Source organism: Proteus terrae subsp. cibarius, from assembly GCF_011045835.1.
GTDB classification, from domain to species: Bacteria; Pseudomonadota; Gammaproteobacteria; order Enterobacterales; family Enterobacteriaceae; genus Proteus; species Proteus cibarius.
Genome location: NZ_CP047349.1, coordinates 3,917,343 through 3,938,857, shown reverse-complemented (window position 1 = coordinate 3,938,857; position 21,515 = coordinate 3,917,343). Strand labels below are relative to the sequence as shown.

Sequence of the window (21,515 nt, the reverse complement as noted above, 5' to 3'; positions counted from 1 at the left end):
AACGTTATGTAAACCTTAGGAAATAACGTAAAACGAAAATTCTGTTGAGTGCTTTCATTCGTTTATTAATTTAATTGAAAATCTAACGAGACAATTAAAGGGTTCAATAAGTTTTCGGGTTTAGGACCTATGGGTTTTACGCGTTTAACCGCAGCAATAGCCGCATTATCAAGGGAAGAAATCCCAGAAGTACTTTCTATCTCAACCCTTGAAATCACACCTTCTGATGTGAGTGAAAAACTGACCACCACCTGACCTTCATGTTGCATGCGACGTGCTTGTGATGGATAACGTTTATGGCGCTCTATTTCTCGACGCAGTGAACTAATATAGTGATTATCAGATTCGCCTTGCCCTATTCCTTTCTCGCTTAATGCATGACTTCTTCCTGCTAACGAGCTTGCCGTATGTTGCGTTAAGCTTTCTGCCGATGCTTCTGAAGTCGTTTGCGCTACTTGGCTTTCTAAATCACGCTGTTTTATCGGCTCTACTTTTTCTTGCACCACCTGTTTTTTTACAGGTGTAATTGGTTTTATAGGTGTGGGCTTTTCTTTTATTTTTTCAGGTATTTTCTTTGGTGCTTCAACAAACTCCCCTTTTTCGGCAATGGGTAAAACAATGGGCGTTTTTTGTGGCTCCGTTTCCACTAAAGGTTCCGGCACCACTGTTGATTGTTGAGGCGGTGAAAATACCACTTGGTAAACGGATAATGTATTTTCTTGTTGCTGATGAATATGGTGTGCACTTTCTGTCATAGAAAGTGAACGCAACACCCAACTTAATACGACGATATAAACTAATGATATGCCAATTAGCCAATAATAAATATTAAGCGGTTGCCTGACAGAAAGTGCCAACATAAATAAAAGCTCCTTACTCTCTTTTAGTTAAAATTGTGCAGTCACACCTAATCGGAATGTTCTTCCCGGCGCAGGCATACCTGATCGCGTTAAAGGATCAATGTAGTATTCGTTTAATAAATTACTGCCTGTTATTTCAAAAGATAAATTAGGGCTATACTGATAGTTAATATAAGCATCAACGGTAAAGACTTTTGCCCAACGCATTGGGTTGTTATTTCTGCCATACATTTCTCGTGGTAATTTTTCTTTTAGCCATTTTTCATCTTTATTTTCCACTTCTGATGAATAAAGCCAACGACTTCCAACTTCTAATTTATTATCTAACCAACGAGTCCCTAAATGTAAATTAACCGAATATTTAGGTTGGATAGAAGTACGTAAAAAACCACCGGGATAACCCCCCGTCATACATTGTTTAACACCTAATAACCCTGAAGGATCGTAGTTACTAAAGGCATTTTTATCACATACTTTATTTTTATGGCTATAAACTAAAGCCGTATCCATAAAAATAAAGCCATTATCAAAGCGAGCTTGAACCTCTAACCCCTCTAATATTTGCTTTTCAAATTGCCTAATTTGCCAATTCGCATCTCTATCAAACACATTTTCAATATTGGTACGAAAATAGTTAATTTTAATATCGGCATGGCGCTCCACATTTAGCCAATCTGTCAAATCAAACACAACACCTAACTCAGCACTTTTCGCACGCTCGGGTTTTAATTTAAAACCGTAATAACGCGCTTTTGACCCAGAAAAACCACTGGTATCTTCAAATAAACTGGGTAACCGTAGCTGCTCAGTATAACGTCCATAAAAACGCAATATATCGTTGGCATATACCGTCGCAGACACTAAGGGTGAAAATGCGCCATGATGATAGCTGGCCTCTGGTGCAAAACTATCTTTATCATCATCAAGATAAATAGGTATTGGATTAGAAACGCCCATTTCATATTTATTAACTAATTCACCTGTAATTGGATCAGGTACTTTTTCATTAATATTAATATAACCGTTTAACAAAATATTATTGCTTTTTAATAACTCTCCATCTTCATCAAGACCCCAATATAATAACCCTGTTTTCATTGGTCTCATAGTAGTAGAGTTGAAAACAACATTTCCATTCTCATCACGGAGATATGTTCTATTTTCAAAATGCATTTGTTTTGAGATTTTTATTTTACGATTAATTTCTTTTTTTATATTATCAGGTAGTTTTTCATACTCTGGATGAGTTAATTTATACGCTTGTACTATCCTTCTTTTTTCTCTAAGTTCAGGATCTCTTATTACTCTTTTATATTTTTCTGGTAACTGTTGTTCCGTAATTCCACATAGAGTGCCAACTAAATAACACTCTTCCTGTGTCAATGTTCTTTTATAACTTACTATATATCCTCTAATAGAGGGAGTTTTCTCATAACCTTTTACGTTATTCCTTCGCTTATTATTTAAAAAAGTATCTGTTAAATGATAATAATGGTATTTCCCACCCGCAGTAATGGCTAACCAAGAAAGTGGCTTCCAATCTGTGGAAAGGGCTAAGTTAATTTCATGACGTTGTCCTGCTCTCCCTGAGGTAACAAAATCAAAATTTTCAGGAATTTTAATTTCATCACTGTCTAATTTTTCAAATTGATAATTACTGGAAAATGAAATAGAAAATTGAGGTGATAATTTAAATATAGAAGATAAATCCACACCATAGCGGTTATTTTTTTGATAAAGAGAAGCTGTATCAATAAAATGGGTATCTACTTTTGCATCCCATTTAGATAAATACCTTTCGTCATAATCAATCTCCATTGAGACTCTGGGTTCACCACCACGAGTATTCGTATGCCCTGAAGTTAAATTACCCCATAAACGTAACAGAAAATCCGCTTGCTTATCTTCTGGTTTCCACTGATAAGTTAATATTCCCGCCTGTTGATTAATCGTTGCTAGTGGCCATTGAGTCACGACATTTTTTTCGTAACGAGCCCACTCTAATCTCAGAGGCATAATATCGCCAAACAGTAAGTCTGTGTATCGATAGTTAATTGAAAAACGACGTGTTGATTCAGGGAATAATGTTCCTTTTACTAAAAAGGAACGATTACGACTGGAGGTATTAGGGACTTCATTACCAGGACGATAAATATGGGCAATAAAAGGAACATAAGGCGTTAACCTTAATTTATAATCAATAGAATGGATTGCCTTCATATCATCCGTTTCGAGATAAGCTTCTGTATTTCTTTTTCCTGCTAAATAATTTCCTTTTTCTCGTAATGCATAGGTAAATAATAAATTAAATTTTTCTTTTTCAAAACCAATCCCAAGTCGAAATGAATGATCATGAAAGTGCCAATCTTTATTTTTTTGAGGGGTTATTTCTAAAGCTGGATCAACGACCTTTGAACCATGATGATAGAAATAAGGATAATTGCGATAATCTCCGAGCATATCTAAATAGACTTCTTTATACCGTGTGGAGTTATTACTAATATCCCCTTTAAAGTTAATACCAAAAGAATCGCCAATAGGTACAATATCTCGAATATCTAAGGTTTTTACTGCAATACCCCCACCAATACCGGTTTTCATATCAGGTGTTAATGAGGGACCTTTTTCAATATAGATACTGCTAATCAGATTAGAATCAATATAATTACGATTAGATGCGCCACTATAACCTCGATAAACAGTAATTGCCTGCTCTGTACCATCGACAGTCACAGGTATTCGACCTTGCCCTTGAATACCCCGAATATTTGGATCAAGCGCTCCCCCATTACGAGCTTCACCACTATAAACACCAATGGCGCTTTTTAGTAAATCAGCGGGGGAAACGCCTTGATAACGCTCTAATAGCTCTTTTCCTAAATAAACATTAGAAACATCTTTCTCATAAACGTGTGAATAACCCTGTTTATCTTTTTCTTTATTATCAGAAATCTGAATATGACCAAGATCGGTTTTATCTTCTTTGGCTTGCAGATAAAAGCAAGGAGAAAATAGCGAGAGAGAAACGAAGATTGAAACCATTTTTCGCTTTCTAAAAAGCATTACATGCATTGTTTTACCTATTCAATTAATAAAGGAAGTCAATTATTTAATTAAAATTGTTTTTCTAATTTAAATAACACTTCATGTTGCTGATATTGATATAACCAATCCACATTGCTTAATCTTCGGGTATAACGTAATTCTATTGTGGGATAAAATCCTAAAATCAAGGGTGATTTATTTTTAATATTTGTTGTAAAAATAACACCATTGTCTTTTCTTCTCTTTTTTAATAAAGGATTATAGTTATTAAAGAATTTAATTTGATACTGTAAAAAAAGAGAGATATGCCAATTAGCTGACAATAGATAATAAACGCCAGTTTTTATACCATACAGCTGATAATTTAATAAAGTGTTTTTTTTACGTTCTAACTGATAATTTAATTGATTAACTAAGTGTATTCCATTATTAAAATAATAGTTATGGTAAGCACTATAACTTACTCGCTTACTATTTAAATTATTTAACGCTTTTTGATATTTCTTTATTTTATAATCCAAGCTTAAATTAATAGTTTGCTTTTTATTAATAAAATAGGAAAGCTGTGTTTCACTTCCCCATGCTTGATATTCATATTGTTCCCGTGATGATTTTATTTCGTAATAAGGTGTTATTGACCACTGATATTGCGGTTTTTGATAGCGGTAGCCCTGTTGTGTATATAATGCAAAAAAATTGGCATTACGGTGAGAGTGATAATCTATATATCTAGCATAAGTATAAAAAGAAAAAGTATGGTTAGAATAAATAATAAAAGGTTGATAAAAAGAAAAATAATGAGTAATTCCTGTAGATGCAATAGGTTTTGCACCTCTTAGCGTCGTTTTTCTTTGAGTGGATTGAGAAATAATTTTTTCAGATAAGTAAGGTGCATGGTTAATATTATCATCATAAAAAAAGCCAAGTTGATAGAAACGTTGGCCTTGAAAATAAGAGGCTAACTTAACCTTATAAAACTCAATAGATTGGATAATATCTTTAGATAAATCAACAATGTTGCTCAGTTGATTAAGTTGTTTCTGTGCTTTTTTATATTCTCGTAAATGAAAATAAAGTTGAATTAATCCTGTTTGGGCTGGGATAAAATCGGCTTTTTGCTTAAGTTGTTGCTGATAATAAAATTCAGCATTTAAAAAATCACCTCTGTTTTGTGCCAATAACGCCTTTGCATAATTAACAAGTAATACTTCATGTTGAGGTTGTTGTTGATAATAAAGCAGTAATCTTTCTGCTTTTTGCCACTGTTGTTGTTGCAAATAGTGATAAAGTTGCTGACCTACTTTAGCTGTACTCGTTGTTTCAAGATAAGAAAATAACTTGTCGCGACTCTCTTTTGCGCTCCCATTAAATGAAAATACAATGAGCAATACAGCCAGTAACCCTCTGGTTAAGAGTTGATCATAATTCATGGTATATCCTTATAAAAACAAAAGAACAATTCCTTTAAATCGGCTTAATTTAGATAAAAAAAAACAGATAACCCTATACCAGATTATCTGTTGCTAACATTTAGCGTAATGACCACTAATACCACTTTTAAAGAATTAACCGATTGTTTTACCAAATAAATCTATAATATTATTTTTGAAAAAATCAAGAAGCGTCCATGCTTGCTGTCATTTATTCACTGTCACTGCTATTTTTCGTACCACCAAAACTAATGTCTTTTTTATGATCTGAACTAAACACCACAATACCCGCTAATGCTTCTGCACTTTCACCAAAGAAAGCGCCTTCAACAACCCCTGATGTTGACCCTTCATTTGCATCTGCAGAAAACGTCACTTGGTTATTTGCGGTATAAAGATTTCCTCCTGCTAAATCAACCGTACGTTGGCTATTAGTCAGCGAACCTTCGATTTTCTTTTGTGAAAAATCAACATCAAACGAACCTGAAAGTAAGTTACTACCACTGTATTGGCTAATACCCGTTACCGTATAAGTGGCACTATCTGCTGGTAATGTGGTTGTAACATCTTTACCGACATAATAGGTTTGGTGTGTCGCATCCGTTGCTGATGTTGTTTTTGCCCAGTCACCAAAATAGACATTGGCATCCGTGATTTTGGCAAAGTGGAAAACCCCCATATCACTATGTTGATGATTAGATTGAACTGTATAAATTCCATTACTATCCGCTCCACTACTCATTCTTGGCGAGGTTAATGAAGCAAAACCAATTTTTTTCCCACCTCCTACTGTACTAATACCAACACCCGGCTCTCCACCTGGTATTTGACTATGACCACGCTGTATAGCATCACTTGCACCGACTTTCATTGTCGTTAAAGGGCCACTTTGATTAGAGTGAATTTCAGCATGTACTGCATGAGAGCCCATTAATATAAATAATGCGCAGACTAATTTATTACGTTTATTCATAATAACTTCCTTATTATTCATTGAAGGGTGTGGCTACTTATTATAAATAGAAATAACAAGTAGCCACTTACAGAAATATTGATATTTTATCTATCGTTCCAGCTTCACTTACGAATATAAAGTTTGCTGTGTTGTTCGTAGGTAATATTAAATAAATCTCTTTTATTGTAAATAACACATTTTAATTAGAGAGATTTTAATTAACCCTATTTATGTTATGAGAATTAAATTAATTAAATGATTTACTTTGATTTTTTATTTAAACACATAAAAAACAAATAAATATTTCATGTTTATTTCTGTGAACAGTCTCGCAATTATTTATCTTTATTTGTTTTAAGACTAATTAATATTTATTAGGTATTTTAGCTTTATTATAAATAATATATTAGAAATATAATCATTACTCAAATTAAAAATCTTTTTCATTCACTATATTTTATTTATTTCCTCAGAAATTATTTTTATAAAGATATCACGATCTTTATTCTGAATATTATTATTCCAAATAACACCTATTTCCCATTGTGTATACAAGCCAGATAGTGGCAATAAAGTGACTTTTTGTTTGTCACAAATAAGTTCTGCACTTTTAGGCACCAATGCCATACCTAATCCAGCGGCAACTAATGCTAACTGCGTTTGAATATCTTGTGATTGCTGTAATACACGAGGTTTGATTTGATGATGTTTTAGAAAATCATGGATTTGTTGATACAATTTTTTTCCTTTTTCAGGAGACAACTGAATAAGCCCAAGCGTATTAAAGTAGTGGAGTGGATCATCATCAGCCTCTAGCACCATAATAGTTTGCGTGGGGATTGCTAACATTAATCGCTCTTGCACTAATGAAATACTTTTTAGTGGCTCTGTAACCGGTAAACGTGAAAATGCCAGATCAAGCTCACCCAAAAGTAATTTGTCTTCCATTGTGTTAGAAGGCATATCATCAATGTGAACAGTAATATCAGGGTGAACACGATTAAATTTTGCCAATAATGGTGTAATAAAATTTAATGAGGACAGACCAAATCCTGCATACAGCTCTACTTTTTGAGGTGCACTTAATTGGCGAGCTTGTTTTTCTAGAATACGGGCTTCTCTTAAGACTGACTGAGATTGACTCAGTAAATACTGTCCTTCAGGGGTTAATTTTGCGCCGTGACGCCCACGCTGAAAAAGAGTGACACCCAACTGAGATTCTAATGTTTTTATCTGTTTAGTGAGTGCGGGTTGGCTAATAAAAAGCCTTGATGAAGCTTCACCAAAATGTTCTGTTTCAGCTAAAACAACAAATGCATTCAATAAACGGGTATCCATGATTAATTATTGATCCTATCTTATTTTTCCTTTTATTATTCTAACATAGAATAAATAAATAAAATTAATAACCAACAGCAATACATTAATAAGTAAAACAAATAAATTAAATTGAGATTATTCTTTAACCAAAACAAAAACAGCTCACAAAATGAAAGCTGTTTTTTTATTGAATTACTCTTTACCAAATCGAACTGAAATAGGATCTTGTTCATTTCCTAATCTTGTCGTTAATATCGAATAAAGTTCAGGTCTTCGCCCTGTTAGCCAACGTCTTCCTGTTGAATTTTCTAATAATGTAAGATCAAGATCTGCAATCACCATATCATCATCAATTGCTTTACTCTCTTTTATTACTCGTCCATAAGGATCAATAATCATCGTATTACCAGTGCGAATTTCTTCCTCATCACGGCCTACACCATTACTAAATAACACAAACATGCCGTTATCATGGGCTCTTGCTGGCAACCAACGCATTAACCAGCCTCTTCCATACTCTCCTTGAAATGCCTCTTGTAATGATTTGGGATCTTGATGTCGATTTTCCCAAAGTGTCATAGGGATCGGCTTCATACTATGTGGACTACGTGAATTTGTTCCACCTGTTTGATGAGGTGCGAGTAAAATATCAGCACCTAATAATGCATTAGCCCGTGCATTCTCAACCAAATTATTATCCCAGCAAATTAATACTCCCATTTTAACGCCCCAAGGGGTTTCAAATACGGTGTATTGCTCACCACTTTTGATGATCGGGTGTTCGAAAGCATGTAATTTCCGATGCTTATGTAAAGAGCCATCAGGCATACAAACAACCCATGTATTATAGAGTGTATTATCTTCTGCTTGCTCAATAAGCCCGACACCTATCGCCATTTGATACGCTATCGCTTTTTGTTTGATTAACGCTAAAGACTCACTATCAGAAACACGCTCGCTTAATGCATAGACCGCATGTTCTGGCAATTGAGGAACGTGCCAATATCCAGTAATACACATTTCAGGAAGCACTAATACATTCACCTGCTGACTGGCTGCACTATCTATAAATTGATGGATTTTCGCTAAATTATAAGCTTTGTCGTTTGCTTTATGCTGAAACTGCACTGTAGCAACGCGTAATGTTTTAGATGTATTCATACGTTTCACCTATTAAGCCTGATATCTCTATCAATATAAAAACGTATTTATTGCTTAAAAGATAATCACTTATTCTCTATTTTTGATAACCATTTGGAATGAAATAGGATAACAGCAAGAAATAACAGGGTTCTACACCTCTGTTTCACGGAACAAGTGCCTTATTTTTTGGCATCATAATGGCAATAAAGGAGTATTTATGTCTGCTAAGTCCCTATTTATAATTCTTTCATTGTTAGGATTATCTGTTTCCTGTTTAGCGGGAGATGGCTTAGTGGATAGAACATGGCCAGCTTCTGGATTAGATACACAAAGCTATCGGCAAGCATTAAGACAGCCAACGGCAAGTTCTCGATATACTCTTTTTAATATCACACCAGATATGCCCGTTCCGGGTGGTGCAAGCCATTCTGATCCTCAAGGCATTCGCTATATTGCAATGAAATATGGTCCTTATGGTCAACCGGAACACTACAAAACCTACCAAATTATGTTTTCTCACTATTCAAATAGTAGTACGAAGAAAATTCGCTATTTAGGTGAACTATATACCGTTGTCGGCGATATCTATTTGATTGATCCTTTTGCAACAACCAATGAATGGCAACGTGGCCGTAGCCAAATCGTCGAAGAGTATTATGAGATATTAGATGCTCACGGAAATAGAACAGGCAAAGGATTACGCTTTAATAATTGGGATAAACCAATTCATATAACTAAATGGTCATCAAATTAATATACTCTTAATCAATATTCCTTTTTGTTAACTCTCTCTTAATGTCATCATTTTTTCTTTTATTAAAATAAGTACTTTGAATATTAACCTACGTTAATACTTTCTAAGTTTATATAAATAAAAAAAATATAAGAATATCAATAACTGACATTATTCTCTTAATTTCTATTTAATTTAATTATTTCTTTATATAGAAGTTTAATTCAAAGAAAAGTTAGTTTTTATTTCACTTATCTATTTAAAATAATCATTAGCTTATGAAAATCATAGAATATTATTTCAAACAGTTTCGAACTCTCGCATTGCCTGATCGTGTGTATTTAAAGAACAAGTTTATACGTAACTTAGGTTATCAGCCTAACTTTAAAATACCGACATCACTTAATGAAAAAATTAATGCTCGTATGCTATTCGATAGAAATCCAATTTATACGCGCTTAGCTGATAAAATCAAAGTCAGAGATTATGTGATAGAAAAGATTGGCCCACACTATCTTGTTCCTATCATTAACACCTATTCTCATCCTGATGAAATCGATATTACTCAACTTCCTTCACGTTTTGTACTCAAATGTAATCATGACAGTGGTAGTACAATCATCTGCCTTGATAAAACCACTTTTGATTTTGAAAAAGCAAAGAAAAAGCTTCAGTTTCATTTAAAACGTAATCTCTATCCTGTCACGCGCGAATGGCATTATAAAAATATCAAGGCTCAAATTCTCTGCGAAGAATATATTGATTTATTTGATACACAAAAGCCAATGATACCAACAACTTGTCGTCTTCACTGTTTTAATGGTCAGCCTCTTTATGCTGAAATTGATATTTCTGACACCAAAGGGAATGAGTATATTAATGTGTATGATACAAATTGGCAGTTACAACCTATCACATTAGAAGATCCCAACACTCCAGAACATGTTGAAAAACCAGCTCAATTTGAAAATATGTTGCAATTAGCCGCTAAAATGGCAAGTGACTTTAATTATTGCCGAGTTGATTTTTTAATGTCTGAAAATAGGCTTATCTTTAGCGAAATGACTTTTACTCCAAATGCAGGACGTATCCCCATCAAACCTAAAGAGTGGGATTACAAATTAGGTGCATTGTGGTCATAATTGGCTGACTACGTTTATTAATAAATTAATTAACTATGAAGAATATCGTAATTACACATTTTCAGTCCCGTACTGATTTACTCGAAAAAGCAGAAAAAATGATAGCAGCTCATTGGCCTGCTTTTATGATGGGAACATCGGTTAATGAAAGCTATTGGGATCGCTTATATGCATCTCCTTTTTCTGATTATCAATTTCTCGCAGTATTAAAAGAAAACGATCAAGAAGAAGTCGTTGGTGTAATAAACGCTGTCGCTTTACCTTGGGAACACAACAGTTTTGATGCACTTCCTGATAATGGCTGGGATTGTGTATTTGAATTAGGTATGCAAGCAGATGAAAAACAGCTCCCATGCCAACTTATTTCAGCATTATCTGTAACCGTTGATAACCGCTATCGTGGCCAAGGTATTCCCCAGCTTTTAATTAATGCATTAAAAGTATACGCAAGAAAACAAGGTTATCTTGGTGTTGTGGTTCCCGTTCGCCCCACATTAAAACACCGCTATCCACTGCACTCTTTTGAAGAATATTGCCAATGGCAGAATCATAATAATGAACCTTTTGATCCTTGGATACGGACACACTGGCGATTAGGTGCAAAGGTTATCAAAATAGCCCCACAGTCTATGAAAATCGAAGCCCCGATAGAAACGTGGGAACAATGGACGTCGCTACAATTTCCAACAAATGGTGATTATGCCATTCCTATGGGGCTTGCGCCGGTGAGTATTGATATTCAACACCAATTTGGCACTTATCTTGAACCCAACCTTTGGATGTTCCACGATATTAATTAGTCAATCAGTCGTTGTGGATGAGTAAACACTGTTGCTCTTCCGCGACGACAAAAACCCACCAGCGTCACATTGTATTTATTAGCCACTTCAACAGCTAAAGAGGTTGCCGCAGAAACAGCGAATAAAATTTCTGCGCCACACATAGCAGCTTTTTGCACCATTTCATAACTGGCTCGACTAGAGACTAATACCGCACCTTCATTCCATTTTTCTTGTGCTTTCATACCTAAAAGCTTATCAAGTGCAACATGACGACCAACATCTTCACATCCCCCTTGCATTTCACCTTCTGGCGACAACCAAACAGCGGCATGAGTACACCCCGTTAGCTCTCCAATTTCTTGAACGGTTGTCATCTGCTCTAACGCTTTATCAAGGTTTGAAAGTGAAAACGTTTGTGTAAAAGGTAACGGCGTAATAGGACGGAAAATCTCTTCCAGTTGTTCAGTTCCACAAATACCACAGCCAGTACGGCCAGTCATATTGCGGCGACGTTCTTTTAATCCCATAAAACGTCGGCTTGATAATTCAACTTGAACTTCAATGCCTCCGTTACAACTTTCCACAATTTCGATACTGCGAATTTCATTAGAAGATTCTATAATGCCTTCGGATAAAGAAAATCCGACAGCAAACAACTCTAAATTTTTAGGGCTAGCCATCATAACAACGTGAGAAATTCCGTTGTACACTAATGCAACAGGAACTTCGAGTGCAATATAATCGTCTTCTTGTCTGCTAAGCGATCCTTTGTGTTGCACAATTGTTTGATCTACGCCAACGATTACACGTTTAGTTAACAATTTTGTCGATTTTGTTTCATCCATAAGATGAATTCCTAAATTTATTAATACATAATAACAATACGGGTAAAACGATTTTACACTACCTATCAGGCAATGAACCTGATCCTATTAAGGATAATAGGAATAAAAAAACAATCAGCTCCATTTTCGTGAAGAAAATCAGAGTCAGTAAAAGCAATGTATGATGAGGAGAGACCCATGCAGGTCAGCAGAAGGCAGTTCTTTAAGATCTGTGCTGGCGGTATGGCAGGTACTACAGCGGCGGCGCTTGGTTTTGCACCAGCAGTTGCGCTAGCAGGTTCACGTCAGTATAAATTACTGAGAGCCCGCGAAACCCGCAATACCTGTACGTACTGTTCTGTCGGTTGTGGACTATTAATGTATAGTCTGGGCGATGGCGCGAAAAACGCAAAAGAAACGATATTCCATATTGAAGGTGACTCAGACCATCCAGTAAACCGTGGTGCATTATGCCCTAAAGGTGCTGGTCTTGTGGATTTCATCCACAGTGAAGGTCGTTTAAAACACCCTGAATACCGTGCACCCGGCTCGGATAAATGGGTAAAACTCTCATGGGAAGAAACGTTTGATCGTATTGCGCGCTTAATCAAAAAAGACCGCGATGCCAACTTCCAGAAATTCAATAAAGAAGGTGTAGAAGTCAACCGTTGGTTAACAACGGGTATGCTTTGCGCCTCCGCAGCAAGTAATGAAACTGGGTTTTTAACTCAGAAATTCTCAAGAGCTCTTGGGATGCTAGCTGTCGATAACCAAGCGCGTGTCTGACACGGACCAACGGTAGCAAGTCTTGCTCCAACATTTGGTCGCGGTGCGATGACCAACCACTGGGTTGATATGAAAAATGCCAACCTTATCGTCGTTATGGGCGGTAATGCGGCAGAAGCACACCCTGTGGGATTCCGCTGGGCGATGGAAGCTAAAATCCATAATAACGCCAAGCTAATTGTTATTGATCCTCGCTTCACCCGTACTGCGGCTGTGGCGGATTTCTATACGCCTATCCGTTCTGGTACTGATATTACGTTCTTATCGGGCGTTATCTTATATCTGCTCGAAAATAAGAAATATCAAAAAGAATACGTTGAGGCTTATACCAATGCTAGCTTGATTGTCCGTGAAGACTATCATTTTGAGGATGGTTTATTCAGCGGATATGATGCAGAAAAACGTAAATACGATAAAACCACTTGGAACTACGAGATGGATGAAAATGGTTTCGCAAAACGCGATACCACATTACAACATCCTCGTTGTGTCTGGAATCTGTTAAAACAACACGTTAGCCGTTATACGCCTGATGTGGTTACTCAGATTTGTGGTACACCAAAAGATGATTTCTTAAAAGTCTGTGAATATATTGCTGAAACTGCGGCGAAAGATAAAACAGCTTCTTTCCTGTATGCATTAGGCTGGACTCAACATACCGTTGGTGCCCAAAACATTCGTACCATGGCGATGATCCAATTACTGTTAGGTAATATGGGTATGGCGGGTGGCGGTGTTAACGCACTACGTGGTCACTCCAATATTCAAGGCTTAACTGACCTCGGTCTATTATCTCAAAGTTTACCAGGCTATCTAACGTTGCCTTCTGAAAAGCAGACTTCATTAGAAACCTACTTAGCTGCGAATACGCCAAAAGCGACAGTACCAGGACAAGTTAACTACTGGGGCAATTATCCTAAATTCTTCGTCAGTATGATGAAGACATTCTATGGCGATAATGCTCAACGTGATAATGATTGGGGCTTCTCACTGTTACCTAAGTGGGACAAACCTTACGATGTTCTACAATACTTCGACATGATGGATAGAGGTGAAGTCAACGGCTATATCTGCCAAGGCTTTAACCCAGTTGCATCATTCCCGAATAAGAACAAAGTTGTTCGTTCATTATCAAAACTGAAATTCCTTATCACAATGGATCCGCTAAACACTGAAACTTCATGTTTCTGGCAGAACCACGGTGAAGAGAACGACGTTAAAACAGCAGATATCCAGACAGAAGTCTTCCGTCTGCCAACAACCTGTTTCGCAGAAGAAGACGGTTCTATCGTTAACTCTGGTCGCTGGTTACAGTGGCACTGGAAAGGTGGTGATGCCCCTGGTATTGCTATCCCTGATGCTGAGATTTTATCAGGTATTTTCCATCGTTTACGCCAACTCTATAGAGAAGAAGGCGGCGCGATGCCAGAGCAGGTGTTGAATATGACTTGGGATTACTTTGATCCTGATAATCCAACATCGGCAGAAGTGGCACAAGAAAGTAATGGTAGAGCATTAGTCGATTTAAAAGACGCTGATGGCAATATCATTCTGAAAAAAGGTCAACTGCTTAGCTCGTTCGCTCAGTTACGTGATGATGGTACAACAGCAAGTGGCTGTTGGATCTTCGCTGGTAGCTGGACAGAGAAAGGCAACCAAATGGCTAACCGTGATAACTCCGATCCATCAGGATTGGGTAATACATTAGGTTGGGCATGGGCATGGCCTCTTAACCGTCGCATTATTTATAACCGCGCATCGGCAGACCCACAAGGTCAACCATGGGATCCTAAACGTAAATTAATCGAATGGGATGGCAGCAAATGGACAGGTATTGATGTACCTGACTATAGCAACGCTGCACCGGGTTCTGATGTTGGTCCATTTATTATGCAGCCGGAAGGTATGGGACGTCTGTTTGCTATCGATAAAATGGCAGAAGGCCCATTCCCTGAACACTATGAGCCAATTGAAACACCATTGGGTACTAACCCGCTGCATCCAAATGTAGTTTCAAACCCAGCAGCGCGTGTCTTTAAAGATGACTGGAAAGATATGGGTAAAGCAGAAGATTTCCCATATGTCGGTACAACTTATCGTCTGACAGAACATTTCCACTTCTGGACTAAACACGCGCGCTTAAATGCGATTATTCAGCCACAACAATTTATTGAAATTGGTGAGCGTTTAGCCGCAGAAAAAGGCATTGTTCAAGGCGATACCGTTAAAGTCAGCTCAAAACGTGGTTATATCAAAGCGAAAGCGGTGGTCACTAAACGTATTAGAACCCTTGATGTTGATGGACGCAAAGTGGATACCATTGGTATTCCTATTCACTGGGGCTTTGAAGGTGTTGCAGTGAAAGGCTTTATTGCGAATACATTAACGCCATTCGTTGGTGATGCGAATACACAAACGCCTGAGTTTAAAGCGTTCCTTGTTAATGTGGAAAAGGTGTAAGGAGATAAATTATGTCACTGCAATCCCAAGACATTATTCGTCGCTCTGCTACCAATTCCCTCACTCCCGCGCCTAAGGTGCGGGATTACAAGGAAGAAGTGGCAAAACTTATCGACGTAACAACCTGTATCGGCTGTAAAGCCTGTCAGGTTGCTTGTTCTGAATGGAACGATATTCGCGATAAAATTGGCACTAACGTCGGTGTTTACGATAACCCAACTGACCTAACCGCGAAATCATGGACAGTGATGCGTTTCTCTGAAGTTGAAGAGAATGGCAAACTGGAGTGGCTAATTCGTAAAGATGGTTGTATGCACTGTGCTGATCCAGGCTGTTTAAAAGCCTGTCCAGCAGAAGGCGCAATCATTCAATACGCTAATGGTATTGTTGATTTCCAATCAGAACATTGTATTGGTTGTGGTTATTGTATTGCAGGTTGTCCTTTCGATGTGCCTCGCATTAATGAAGAAGATAACCGTGCTTACAAATGTACGTTATGTGTTGACCGTGTCGAAGTCGGTCAAGAGCCTGCATGTGTGAAAACTTGCCCAACAGGCGCGATTCATTTTGGTTCGAAAGAAGCCATGATCAATCTTGCTAATGAGCGTGTTTCTGAACTGCAAACTCGTGGTTACGACAACGCTGGTCTTTACGATCCACAAGGTGTGGGTGGTACACACGTGATGTATGTTCTCCATCATGCTGACAAACCAAATCTGTACCACGGTTTACCAGAAAACCCAGAAATTAGCTCTACCGTTAAATTCTGGAAAGGTATTTGGAAACCATTGGCTGCCGTTGGTTTTGCCGCAACCTTCGCGGGTGCAATTTTCCACTATTTAGGTGTCGGTCCAAACCGTACAACTGAAGAAGATGAAGAAGAAGCGCTCAAAGAGATGGAAGCATCTTCTAAAACACAGACCTCTGTGAATAAGGAGGAGCAGAAATGATGAAGAAGAAAGGCGATAAAATTCTTCGCCACACCGCTTCTGAGCGTATTAACCATTGGTTAGTAGTGATTGTATTTCTGTTTACTGCTATCAGCGGATTGGGTTTCTTCTTCCCATCTCTGAACTGGTTCATGAATATTTTAGGTACACCAGAACTGTCGCGTTTGTTACACCCATTCGTGGGTAGCGTGATGGCGTTCCTCTTTCTCTTTATGTTCTTCAGATATCTGAAGCACAACTTTATTGATAAAGATGACTTAGTCTGGGCTAAAAACATTCATAAAGTACTGCAAAATGAAGAAGCTGGTGATATTGGCCACTACAACTTAGGTCAGAAGGGCATTTACTGGACATTAAGTATCAGCCTGATCTTACTAACAGTCAGTGGTGTTATTATTTGGCGTCCTTATTTCGCAGAGTATTTCTCGATCCCAGTGATCCGAATTGCCTTATTAGTTCACTCATTATCAGCAATCTTACTGATAATCACCGTATTTGTTCACGCTTATGCGGCATTCTGGGTGAAAGGTTCAATTCGTAGCATGATTGAAGGCTGGGTAACTCGTGGTTGGGCTAAAAAGCACCACCCTCGTTGGTATCGTGAAATTCTCGAAGAAGAGAAAAAAGAAGCCGAAAAGCAGTCAGAGAAATAATGCCCTAAAGCATATTTCAGAACAAACGGAGGCTTGTAAGCCTCCGTTTTTTATTCAATTTACGTCTGATTTTAAGGCGTAAAAAACAATAAAATCACGCTATTATTACCCACTGTCATGGCTTCGTATCTGTATTTGATTTATTCTGAAGCCAAACCCTGTGGGTATTCACTATAAAATTTATGATAATAGGAAGATAGAACGTTATGAGTATTCGCATCGTTCCTAAAGAGCAATTAGGTAAAGAGCAATCAGAAAAAGGGATCAGTTTCATTCCACCCGTATTATTCCCTAATCTGAAAAACCTTTATCAACGTCGTGCTGAACGTTTTCAAACACTAGCAAAAGATAACCCTTTCGCAGACTACCTTGAATTTGCAGCAGAAATTGTCAAGGCTCAAGAAAAAGCACTTCATGACAATCCGCTTGTCATTGATCTTGCTCCACTCCTTGCACAACAAGTTGGCGTAGCGCCTTTAGATAGAAAAACATTTAAACGCAGTAAACATTGGCATGCTTTATTAGCCTCGATTATTGCTGAATTACGTCCAGTTGTGCCTGAAAGTGCCACTATCACTTTAGAAAACCTCTCTAAAGCTTCTGAAACTGAATTAGAAGAGATGGCAACAGCATTACTCAATGATGAATATTCAAAAGTCTCAGCAGATAAATCTGTCTTTATTTGGGCAGCACTATCTCTTTACTGGGCACAATTAGCAGCAAATATTCCGGGTAAAGCGAAAACAGAATACGGTGAAAATCGTCAATTCTGCCCAGTTTGTAACAGTATGCCAGTGGCAAGCATGGTACAAATCGGCACAACACAAGGTTTACGCTATTTACACTGTAATTTATGTGAAACACAGTGGCATGTCGTACGCATTAAGTGCACCAACTGTGAATTAACAGGCAAATTAAATTACTGGTCTTTAGACAGCGAAAATGCCCCAGTAAAAGCAGAAAGCTGTGGTGATTGTGGAAGCTATCTGAAAATTTTATATCAAGAAAAAGATGCCAATGTGGATGCTGTCGCTGATGATTTAGCGTCTATTGTCCTTGATGCAAAAATGGAAGAAGAAGGCTTTGCTCGTAGTAGCATTAATCCATTCCTGTTCCCAAATGAATAATAATTAGGTATTAGCATGACAAATGATACGCGCTCACTTTATAGCCAACTGCCATCTATTGATAAGTTACTGCACCAAGCAGACATTCAAGCCCTTGTGGCTTCTTATGGACAGACATTTATTGCAGAGCATTTACGAAAGTTACAAGAAGAAGCGCGTATCATTATTCGTCAAAAAAACGAGTTACCACAATGGCACAACCATTGGGCTGATGAATTAAAAAATCGCATTACATTACAACGAAAATCTTCGATTAAACCTGTTTTCAATTTAACGGGTACCGTTTTACACACCAATCTAGGGCGTGCATTAATGGCAGAATCCGCCATTGAAGCCGTTAGCCAAGTTATGCGTTCACCAGCAACCTTAGAGTATTCTCTCGATGGTGCTTCAAGAGGACACCGTGATCGCGCTATCGCTGATTTGTTATGTGAATTAACAGGAGCAGAAGATGCCTGTATCGTAAATAACAATGCAGCGGCTGTTTTATTGATGCTTGCAACAATGGCTCCAAATAAAGAGGTTGTTGTTTCTCGCGGTGAATTAGTTGAGATAGGTGGTGCTTTTCGTATTCCTGATGTAATGACACAAGCAGGATGTACACTCAAAGAAGTCGGTACAACAAACCGAACTCACCTTAAAGATTATCGTAACGCCATTAATGAAAATACGGGTTTGCTAATGAAAGTTCATACTAGCAACTATTGTATTCAAGGCTTTACAGCTGAAGTACATGGCGATGAACTTGCTGCGCTTGGTAAAGAGATGAACTTACCAACCGCTATCGATTTAGGCAGTGGCTCAATGACTAATTTAGCTGCCTTAGGTTTACCTTCAGAGCCAATGCCACAAGATTATCTGCAACAAGGCATCGACCTTGTCACCTTCTCTGGCGATAAACTATTAGGTGGCCCACAAGCAGGGATAATCCTTGGTAAAAAAGAGTGGATTGAGGCTATTCAGCGCCATCCTTTAAAACGTGCATTACGTGTTGATAAAATGACATTAGCTGCTTTAGGCGCCACATTACGCCTTTATCAGCAACCTGAAAAAATGGCTGTTGAGATCCCGACATTACGTTTGTTAACTCGGACACAAACAGAAATTAATGATATGGCGCAACGGTTATTGCCTCATTTTCAGGCATATTATGGGGATAACTACCATATCACGATATCCTCATGTGCTTCTCAAATAGGCAGTGGTTCGTTACCTATTGAAAGTTTACCGAGTGCAGCACTTACCTTTGAAGCCAAAGATGGAAAAGGTAGCCAGTTAGATGCGCTAGCTGCGCATTGGCGTAATTTAGAAAAGCCAATTATTGGTCGAATTACTGATGGTCGCCTGTGGCTTGATCTGCGCTGTCTTGAGGATGAAAATGCATTAATACAGGCACTTTTACTATGATTTTTGCGACAGCAGGTCACGTAGACCACGGAAAGACCACACTTATACAGGCCATTACTGGGGTAGATACGACCCATTTACCTGAAGAGAAAAAACGAGGCATGACCATTGATTTAGGTTATGCCTATTGGCGTCAAGATGATGGAACCTCAATTGGTTTTGTGGATGTTCCCGGCCATGAGAAATTCCTTTCAAATATGCTCGCGGGCGTCGGTGGGATCTCTCATGCACTATTAATTGTGGCTTGTGACGATGGCGTTATGGCACAAACCATCGAACATATTTCTATTTTACATCTTGCTGGCTGTCCTCAAGTTACCGTTATTCTCACCAAAGCAGATCGCGTTACACCTGAGCGAATTGAAGAAGTTCGTTCACAAACAATCGATGTATTAGCCAATTTAGGCTGGCAACAACCTGATATTTTTGTCACTTCAGCCCCTTCAGGTGAAGGTATTCCAGCGCTTCGTAACTACCTTGTTGAGTTGCATCAGCAAGAGCAACAACACCCTCAATGGCATAAACGTTTTCGTTTAGCAATAGACCGTGTTTTTAGCATTAAAGGGGCTGGTTTAGTTGTCACGGGTACCGCACTTGCAGGACAAATCTCTGTTGGTGATACCTTTTGGCTAACTGGTGCAGATAAACCAGTAAGAATAAGAGCCTTACATGCACAAAATCAGCCCGTAGAGAGTGCGGGTGCAGGTCATCGTATTGCCATTAACATCACAGGTGATGTCAGTAAAGAAAATGTCTCTCGTGGTGACTGGTTGCTTTCTCAAGCACCTAACTATCAATCTCATAAAATATTAGTCAGTTTAATTGGAAATGAACCTTTAAAGCATTGGCAGCCTGTACATATTCACCACGGTACACGCCATATTACAGGTCGTGTTGCTCTTTTAAATGATGCTAATGAAACACCACAGTTAGCTGAGCTTATTCTTGATGAATCCCTTTGGCTGGTGGATAACGACAGACTTATCTTGCGCGATATCAGTGCTCAACGCACTTTAGCCGCCGCAAAAGTCTTACATTTGCACTCACCACGTAGAGGTAAACGACAAGCTGAATTCTTAACTTGGTTACACCAACTTAATAGCGCAGACAGCGTTAGCGCCAATTTAGCGTTATGTTTACCAAAAGGTGAACTCTCTCTAAGTCAATTTGCTTGGGCTCAGCAATTAACTGAGAGTGCACTAACTCAGTTATTAGAAACCTTTGATTTAGTCAGCGTTGCAGGCGTTATTCTTTCTAAAGAAAATGCTGATAATGCAAAACAGAAATTACTCGATACCCTTGCGGAATATCATCAACAACATAATGACCAAATGGGTGTGGGTCGTTCTCGTTTAAAACGGATGGCACTACCGACTTATCATGATGAATTGGTCTATCACTTAATAGATCAATTACGTAAAGAAGGTGCTATTAGCCAAAGTCGTGGTTGGCTTCATCTCCCAACTCATGGTCTTGCCTTTTCTCCAGAACAAGATGCGCTATGGCAAAATGCCAAAGTCTACTTTGAGCAATCTGAGCCTTGGTGGGTACGTGATCTAGCCAATGAAATGAAAAATGATGAGAAGGTGATCCGCTCATTATTACGTAAAGCGGCGCAATTAGGTTTAATTATTCCGATTATTGCCGATCGCTACTATACACACCAAACAATAGAAAAATTTGCATCTATCATTGTGAAATATAATGAAAACAATGGCAGTGTTACCGCAGCGGATTTCCGTGATGAATTATCCGTTGGGCGTAAATTAGCAGTGCAAATTTTAGAGTATTTTGATCGCACGGGTTTTACTCGCCGCAAAAAAGATCTTCATATTTTACGAGACAAAGGGTTATTCTAAATACAGATGTTAATTTAGGCTAAATAAAGTTATTTAGCC

Annotated in this window: 16 protein-coding genes; 9 read left to right on the top strand and 7 right to left on the bottom strand. The window is 38.0% G+C overall.

Features of this window, described 5'->3' with window-relative positions:
* Nucleotides 1-65: 65 nt before the first annotated feature.
* From GTH25_RS17970 to GTH25_RS17945, 6 genes are all read right to left on the bottom strand, one after another.
* Complete coding sequence (locus tag GTH25_RS17970) at nt 66-860, bottom strand: energy transducer TonB (protein WP_164530787.1); 795 nt, start codon at nt 858-860, stop codon at nt 66-68.
* Nucleotides 861-887: 27 nt separating this feature from the next.
* Nucleotides 888-3,932 carry a TonB-dependent receptor domain-containing protein gene (locus GTH25_RS17965; RefSeq protein WP_164530786.1) on the bottom strand — a complete coding sequence of 1,015 codons (3,045 nt, stop codon included), beginning with the start codon at nt 3,930-3,932 and terminating at the stop codon, nt 888-890.
* A 41-nt stretch (nt 3,933-3,973) separates the two neighbouring features.
* Complete coding sequence (locus GTH25_RS17960) at nt 3,974-5,335, bottom strand: surface lipoprotein assembly modifier (protein ID WP_164530785.1); 1,362 nt, start codon at nt 5,333-5,335, stop codon at nt 3,974-3,976.
* A gap of 211 nt (nt 5,336-5,546) precedes the next feature.
* Nucleotides 5,547-6,308, bottom strand: a complete 762-nt coding sequence (locus tag GTH25_RS17955) for a Slam-dependent surface lipoprotein (RefSeq protein ID WP_164530784.1) — start codon at nt 6,306-6,308, stop codon at nt 5,547-5,549.
* Nucleotides 6,309-6,740: 432 nt separating this feature from the next.
* A complete protein-coding gene (locus GTH25_RS17950; RefSeq protein ID WP_099659543.1) occupies nt 6,741-7,628 on the bottom strand; it encodes a LysR family transcriptional regulator in 888 nt (295 codons plus the stop codon).
* Between the two features lie 174 nt (nt 7,629-7,802).
* The gene (locus tag GTH25_RS17945) at nt 7,803-8,771 is read right to left on the bottom strand and encodes a nitrilase family protein (RefSeq protein WP_159242241.1); all 969 of its coding nucleotides are present in this window, start codon (nt 8,769-8,771) and stop codon (nt 7,803-7,805) included.
* A gap of 199 nt (nt 8,772-8,970) precedes the next feature.
* Between GTH25_RS17945 and umoA the strand changes: the two genes are divergently transcribed.
* The 3 genes from umoA to GTH25_RS17930 all read left to right on the top strand — a co-directional run bounded on the left by umoA (nt 8,971) and on the right by GTH25_RS17930 (nt 11,428).
* Nucleotides 8,971-9,507, top strand: a complete 537-nt coding sequence (gene umoA / locus GTH25_RS17940; RefSeq protein WP_075673724.1) for a UmoA family flagellar biogenesis regulator — start codon at nt 8,971-8,973, stop codon at nt 9,505-9,507.
* Nucleotides 9,508-9,764: 257 nt separating this feature from the next.
* Nucleotides 9,765-10,628 carry an ATP-grasp fold amidoligase family protein gene (locus GTH25_RS17935; RefSeq protein WP_159242240.1) on the top strand — a complete coding sequence of 288 codons (864 nt, stop codon included), beginning with the start codon at nt 9,765-9,767 and terminating at the stop codon, nt 10,626-10,628.
* Nucleotides 10,629-10,663: 35 nt separating this feature from the next.
* On the top strand, nt 10,664-11,428 hold the full coding sequence (locus tag GTH25_RS17930) for a GNAT family N-acetyltransferase (RefSeq protein WP_156734382.1): 765 nt from the start codon (nt 10,664-10,666) through the stop codon (nt 11,426-11,428).
* Here the strand turns inward: GTH25_RS17930 and fdhD are convergent.
* Nucleotides 11,425-12,255 carry a formate dehydrogenase accessory sulfurtransferase FdhD gene (gene fdhD / locus GTH25_RS17925; protein WP_099659546.1) on the bottom strand — a complete coding sequence of 277 codons (831 nt, stop codon included), beginning with the start codon at nt 12,253-12,255 and terminating at the stop codon, nt 11,425-11,427. The genes GTH25_RS17930 and fdhD overlap by 4 nt on opposite strands.
* 177 nt (nt 12,256-12,432) lie before the next feature.
* Here fdhD and fdnG point away from each other — a divergent pair, with 177 nt between their 5' ends.
* From fdnG to selB, 6 genes are all read left to right on the top strand, one after another.
* Nucleotides 12,433-15,480 (top strand): formate dehydrogenase-N subunit alpha, encoded by a 3,048-nt coding sequence (gene fdnG / locus GTH25_RS17920; protein ID WP_143484136.1) that lies wholly within the window; start codon nt 12,433-12,435, stop codon nt 15,478-15,480.
* Nucleotides 15,481-15,491: 11 nt separating this feature from the next.
* Nucleotides 15,492-16,430 (top strand): formate dehydrogenase subunit beta, encoded by a 939-nt coding sequence (fdxH, locus tag GTH25_RS17915; RefSeq protein WP_099659548.1) that lies wholly within the window; start codon nt 15,492-15,494, stop codon nt 16,428-16,430.
* Nucleotides 16,427-17,083, top strand: coding sequence for a formate dehydrogenase cytochrome b556 subunit (fdoI, locus tag GTH25_RS17910; protein ID WP_075673730.1), 657 nt, complete (start codon nt 16,427-16,429; stop codon nt 17,081-17,083). Before fdxH ends, fdoI begins: the two co-directional genes overlap by 4 nt.
* Before the next feature lie 206 nt (nt 17,084-17,289).
* Nucleotides 17,290-18,210 carry a formate dehydrogenase accessory protein FdhE gene (gene fdhE / locus GTH25_RS17905; protein ID WP_075673731.1) on the top strand — a complete coding sequence of 307 codons (921 nt, stop codon included), beginning with the start codon at nt 17,290-17,292 and terminating at the stop codon, nt 18,208-18,210.
* 15 nt (nt 18,211-18,225) lie between these two features.
* Nucleotides 18,226-19,617, top strand: coding sequence for an L-seryl-tRNA(Sec) selenium transferase (gene selA, locus GTH25_RS17900; protein WP_156734380.1), 1,392 nt, complete (start codon nt 18,226-18,228; stop codon nt 19,615-19,617).
* Nucleotides 19,614-21,476 carry a selenocysteine-specific translation elongation factor gene (selB, locus tag GTH25_RS17895; RefSeq protein ID WP_156734379.1) on the top strand — a complete coding sequence of 621 codons (1,863 nt, stop codon included), beginning with the start codon at nt 19,614-19,616 and terminating at the stop codon, nt 21,474-21,476. The genes selA and selB overlap by 4 nt, the downstream gene beginning before the upstream one ends.
* The last annotated feature ends 39 nt before the right edge of the window (nt 21,477-21,515 follow it).

Bases quoted from the DNA above. Each gene is read 5' to 3' on its own strand.
- GTH25_RS17970 (WP_164530787.1), bottom strand. From the start codon at position 860: ATGTTGGCACTTTCTGTCAGGCAACCGCTTAATATTTATTATTGGCTA.
- GTH25_RS17965 (WP_164530786.1), bottom strand. From the start codon at position 3,932: ATGCATGTAATGCTTTTTAGAAAGCGAAAAATGGTTTCAATCTTCGTT.
- GTH25_RS17960 (WP_164530785.1), bottom strand. From the start codon at position 5,335: ATGAATTATGATCAACTCTTAACCAGAGGGTTACTGGCTGTATTGCTC.
- GTH25_RS17955 (WP_164530784.1), bottom strand. From the start codon at position 6,308: ATGAATAAACGTAATAAATTAGTCTGCGCATTATTTATATTAATGGGC.
- GTH25_RS17950 (WP_099659543.1), bottom strand. From the start codon at position 7,628: ATGGATACCCGTTTATTGAATGCATTTGTTGTTTTAGCTGAAACAGAA.
- GTH25_RS17945 (WP_159242241.1), bottom strand. From the start codon at position 8,771: ATGAATACATCTAAAACATTACGCGTTGCTACAGTGCAGTTTCAGCAT.
- umoA (WP_075673724.1), top strand. From the start codon at position 8,971: ATGTCTGCTAAGTCCCTATTTATAATTCTTTCATTGTTAGGATTATCT.
- GTH25_RS17935 (WP_159242240.1), top strand. From the start codon at position 9,765: ATGAAAATCATAGAATATTATTTCAAACAGTTTCGAACTCTCGCATTG.
- GTH25_RS17930 (WP_156734382.1), top strand. From the start codon at position 10,664: ATGAAGAATATCGTAATTACACATTTTCAGTCCCGTACTGATTTACTC.
- fdhD (WP_099659546.1), bottom strand. From the start codon at position 12,255: ATGGATGAAACAAAATCGACAAAATTGTTAACTAAACGTGTAATCGTT.
- fdxH (WP_099659548.1), top strand. From the start codon at position 15,492: ATGTCACTGCAATCCCAAGACATTATTCGTCGCTCTGCTACCAATTCC.
- fdoI (WP_075673730.1), top strand. From the start codon at position 16,427: ATGATGAAGAAGAAAGGCGATAAAATTCTTCGCCACACCGCTTCTGAG.
- fdhE (WP_075673731.1), top strand. From the start codon at position 17,290: ATGAGTATTCGCATCGTTCCTAAAGAGCAATTAGGTAAAGAGCAATCA.
- selA (WP_156734380.1), top strand. From the start codon at position 18,226: ATGACAAATGATACGCGCTCACTTTATAGCCAACTGCCATCTATTGAT.
- selB (WP_156734379.1), top strand. From the start codon at position 19,614: ATGATTTTTGCGACAGCAGGTCACGTAGACCACGGAAAGACCACACTT.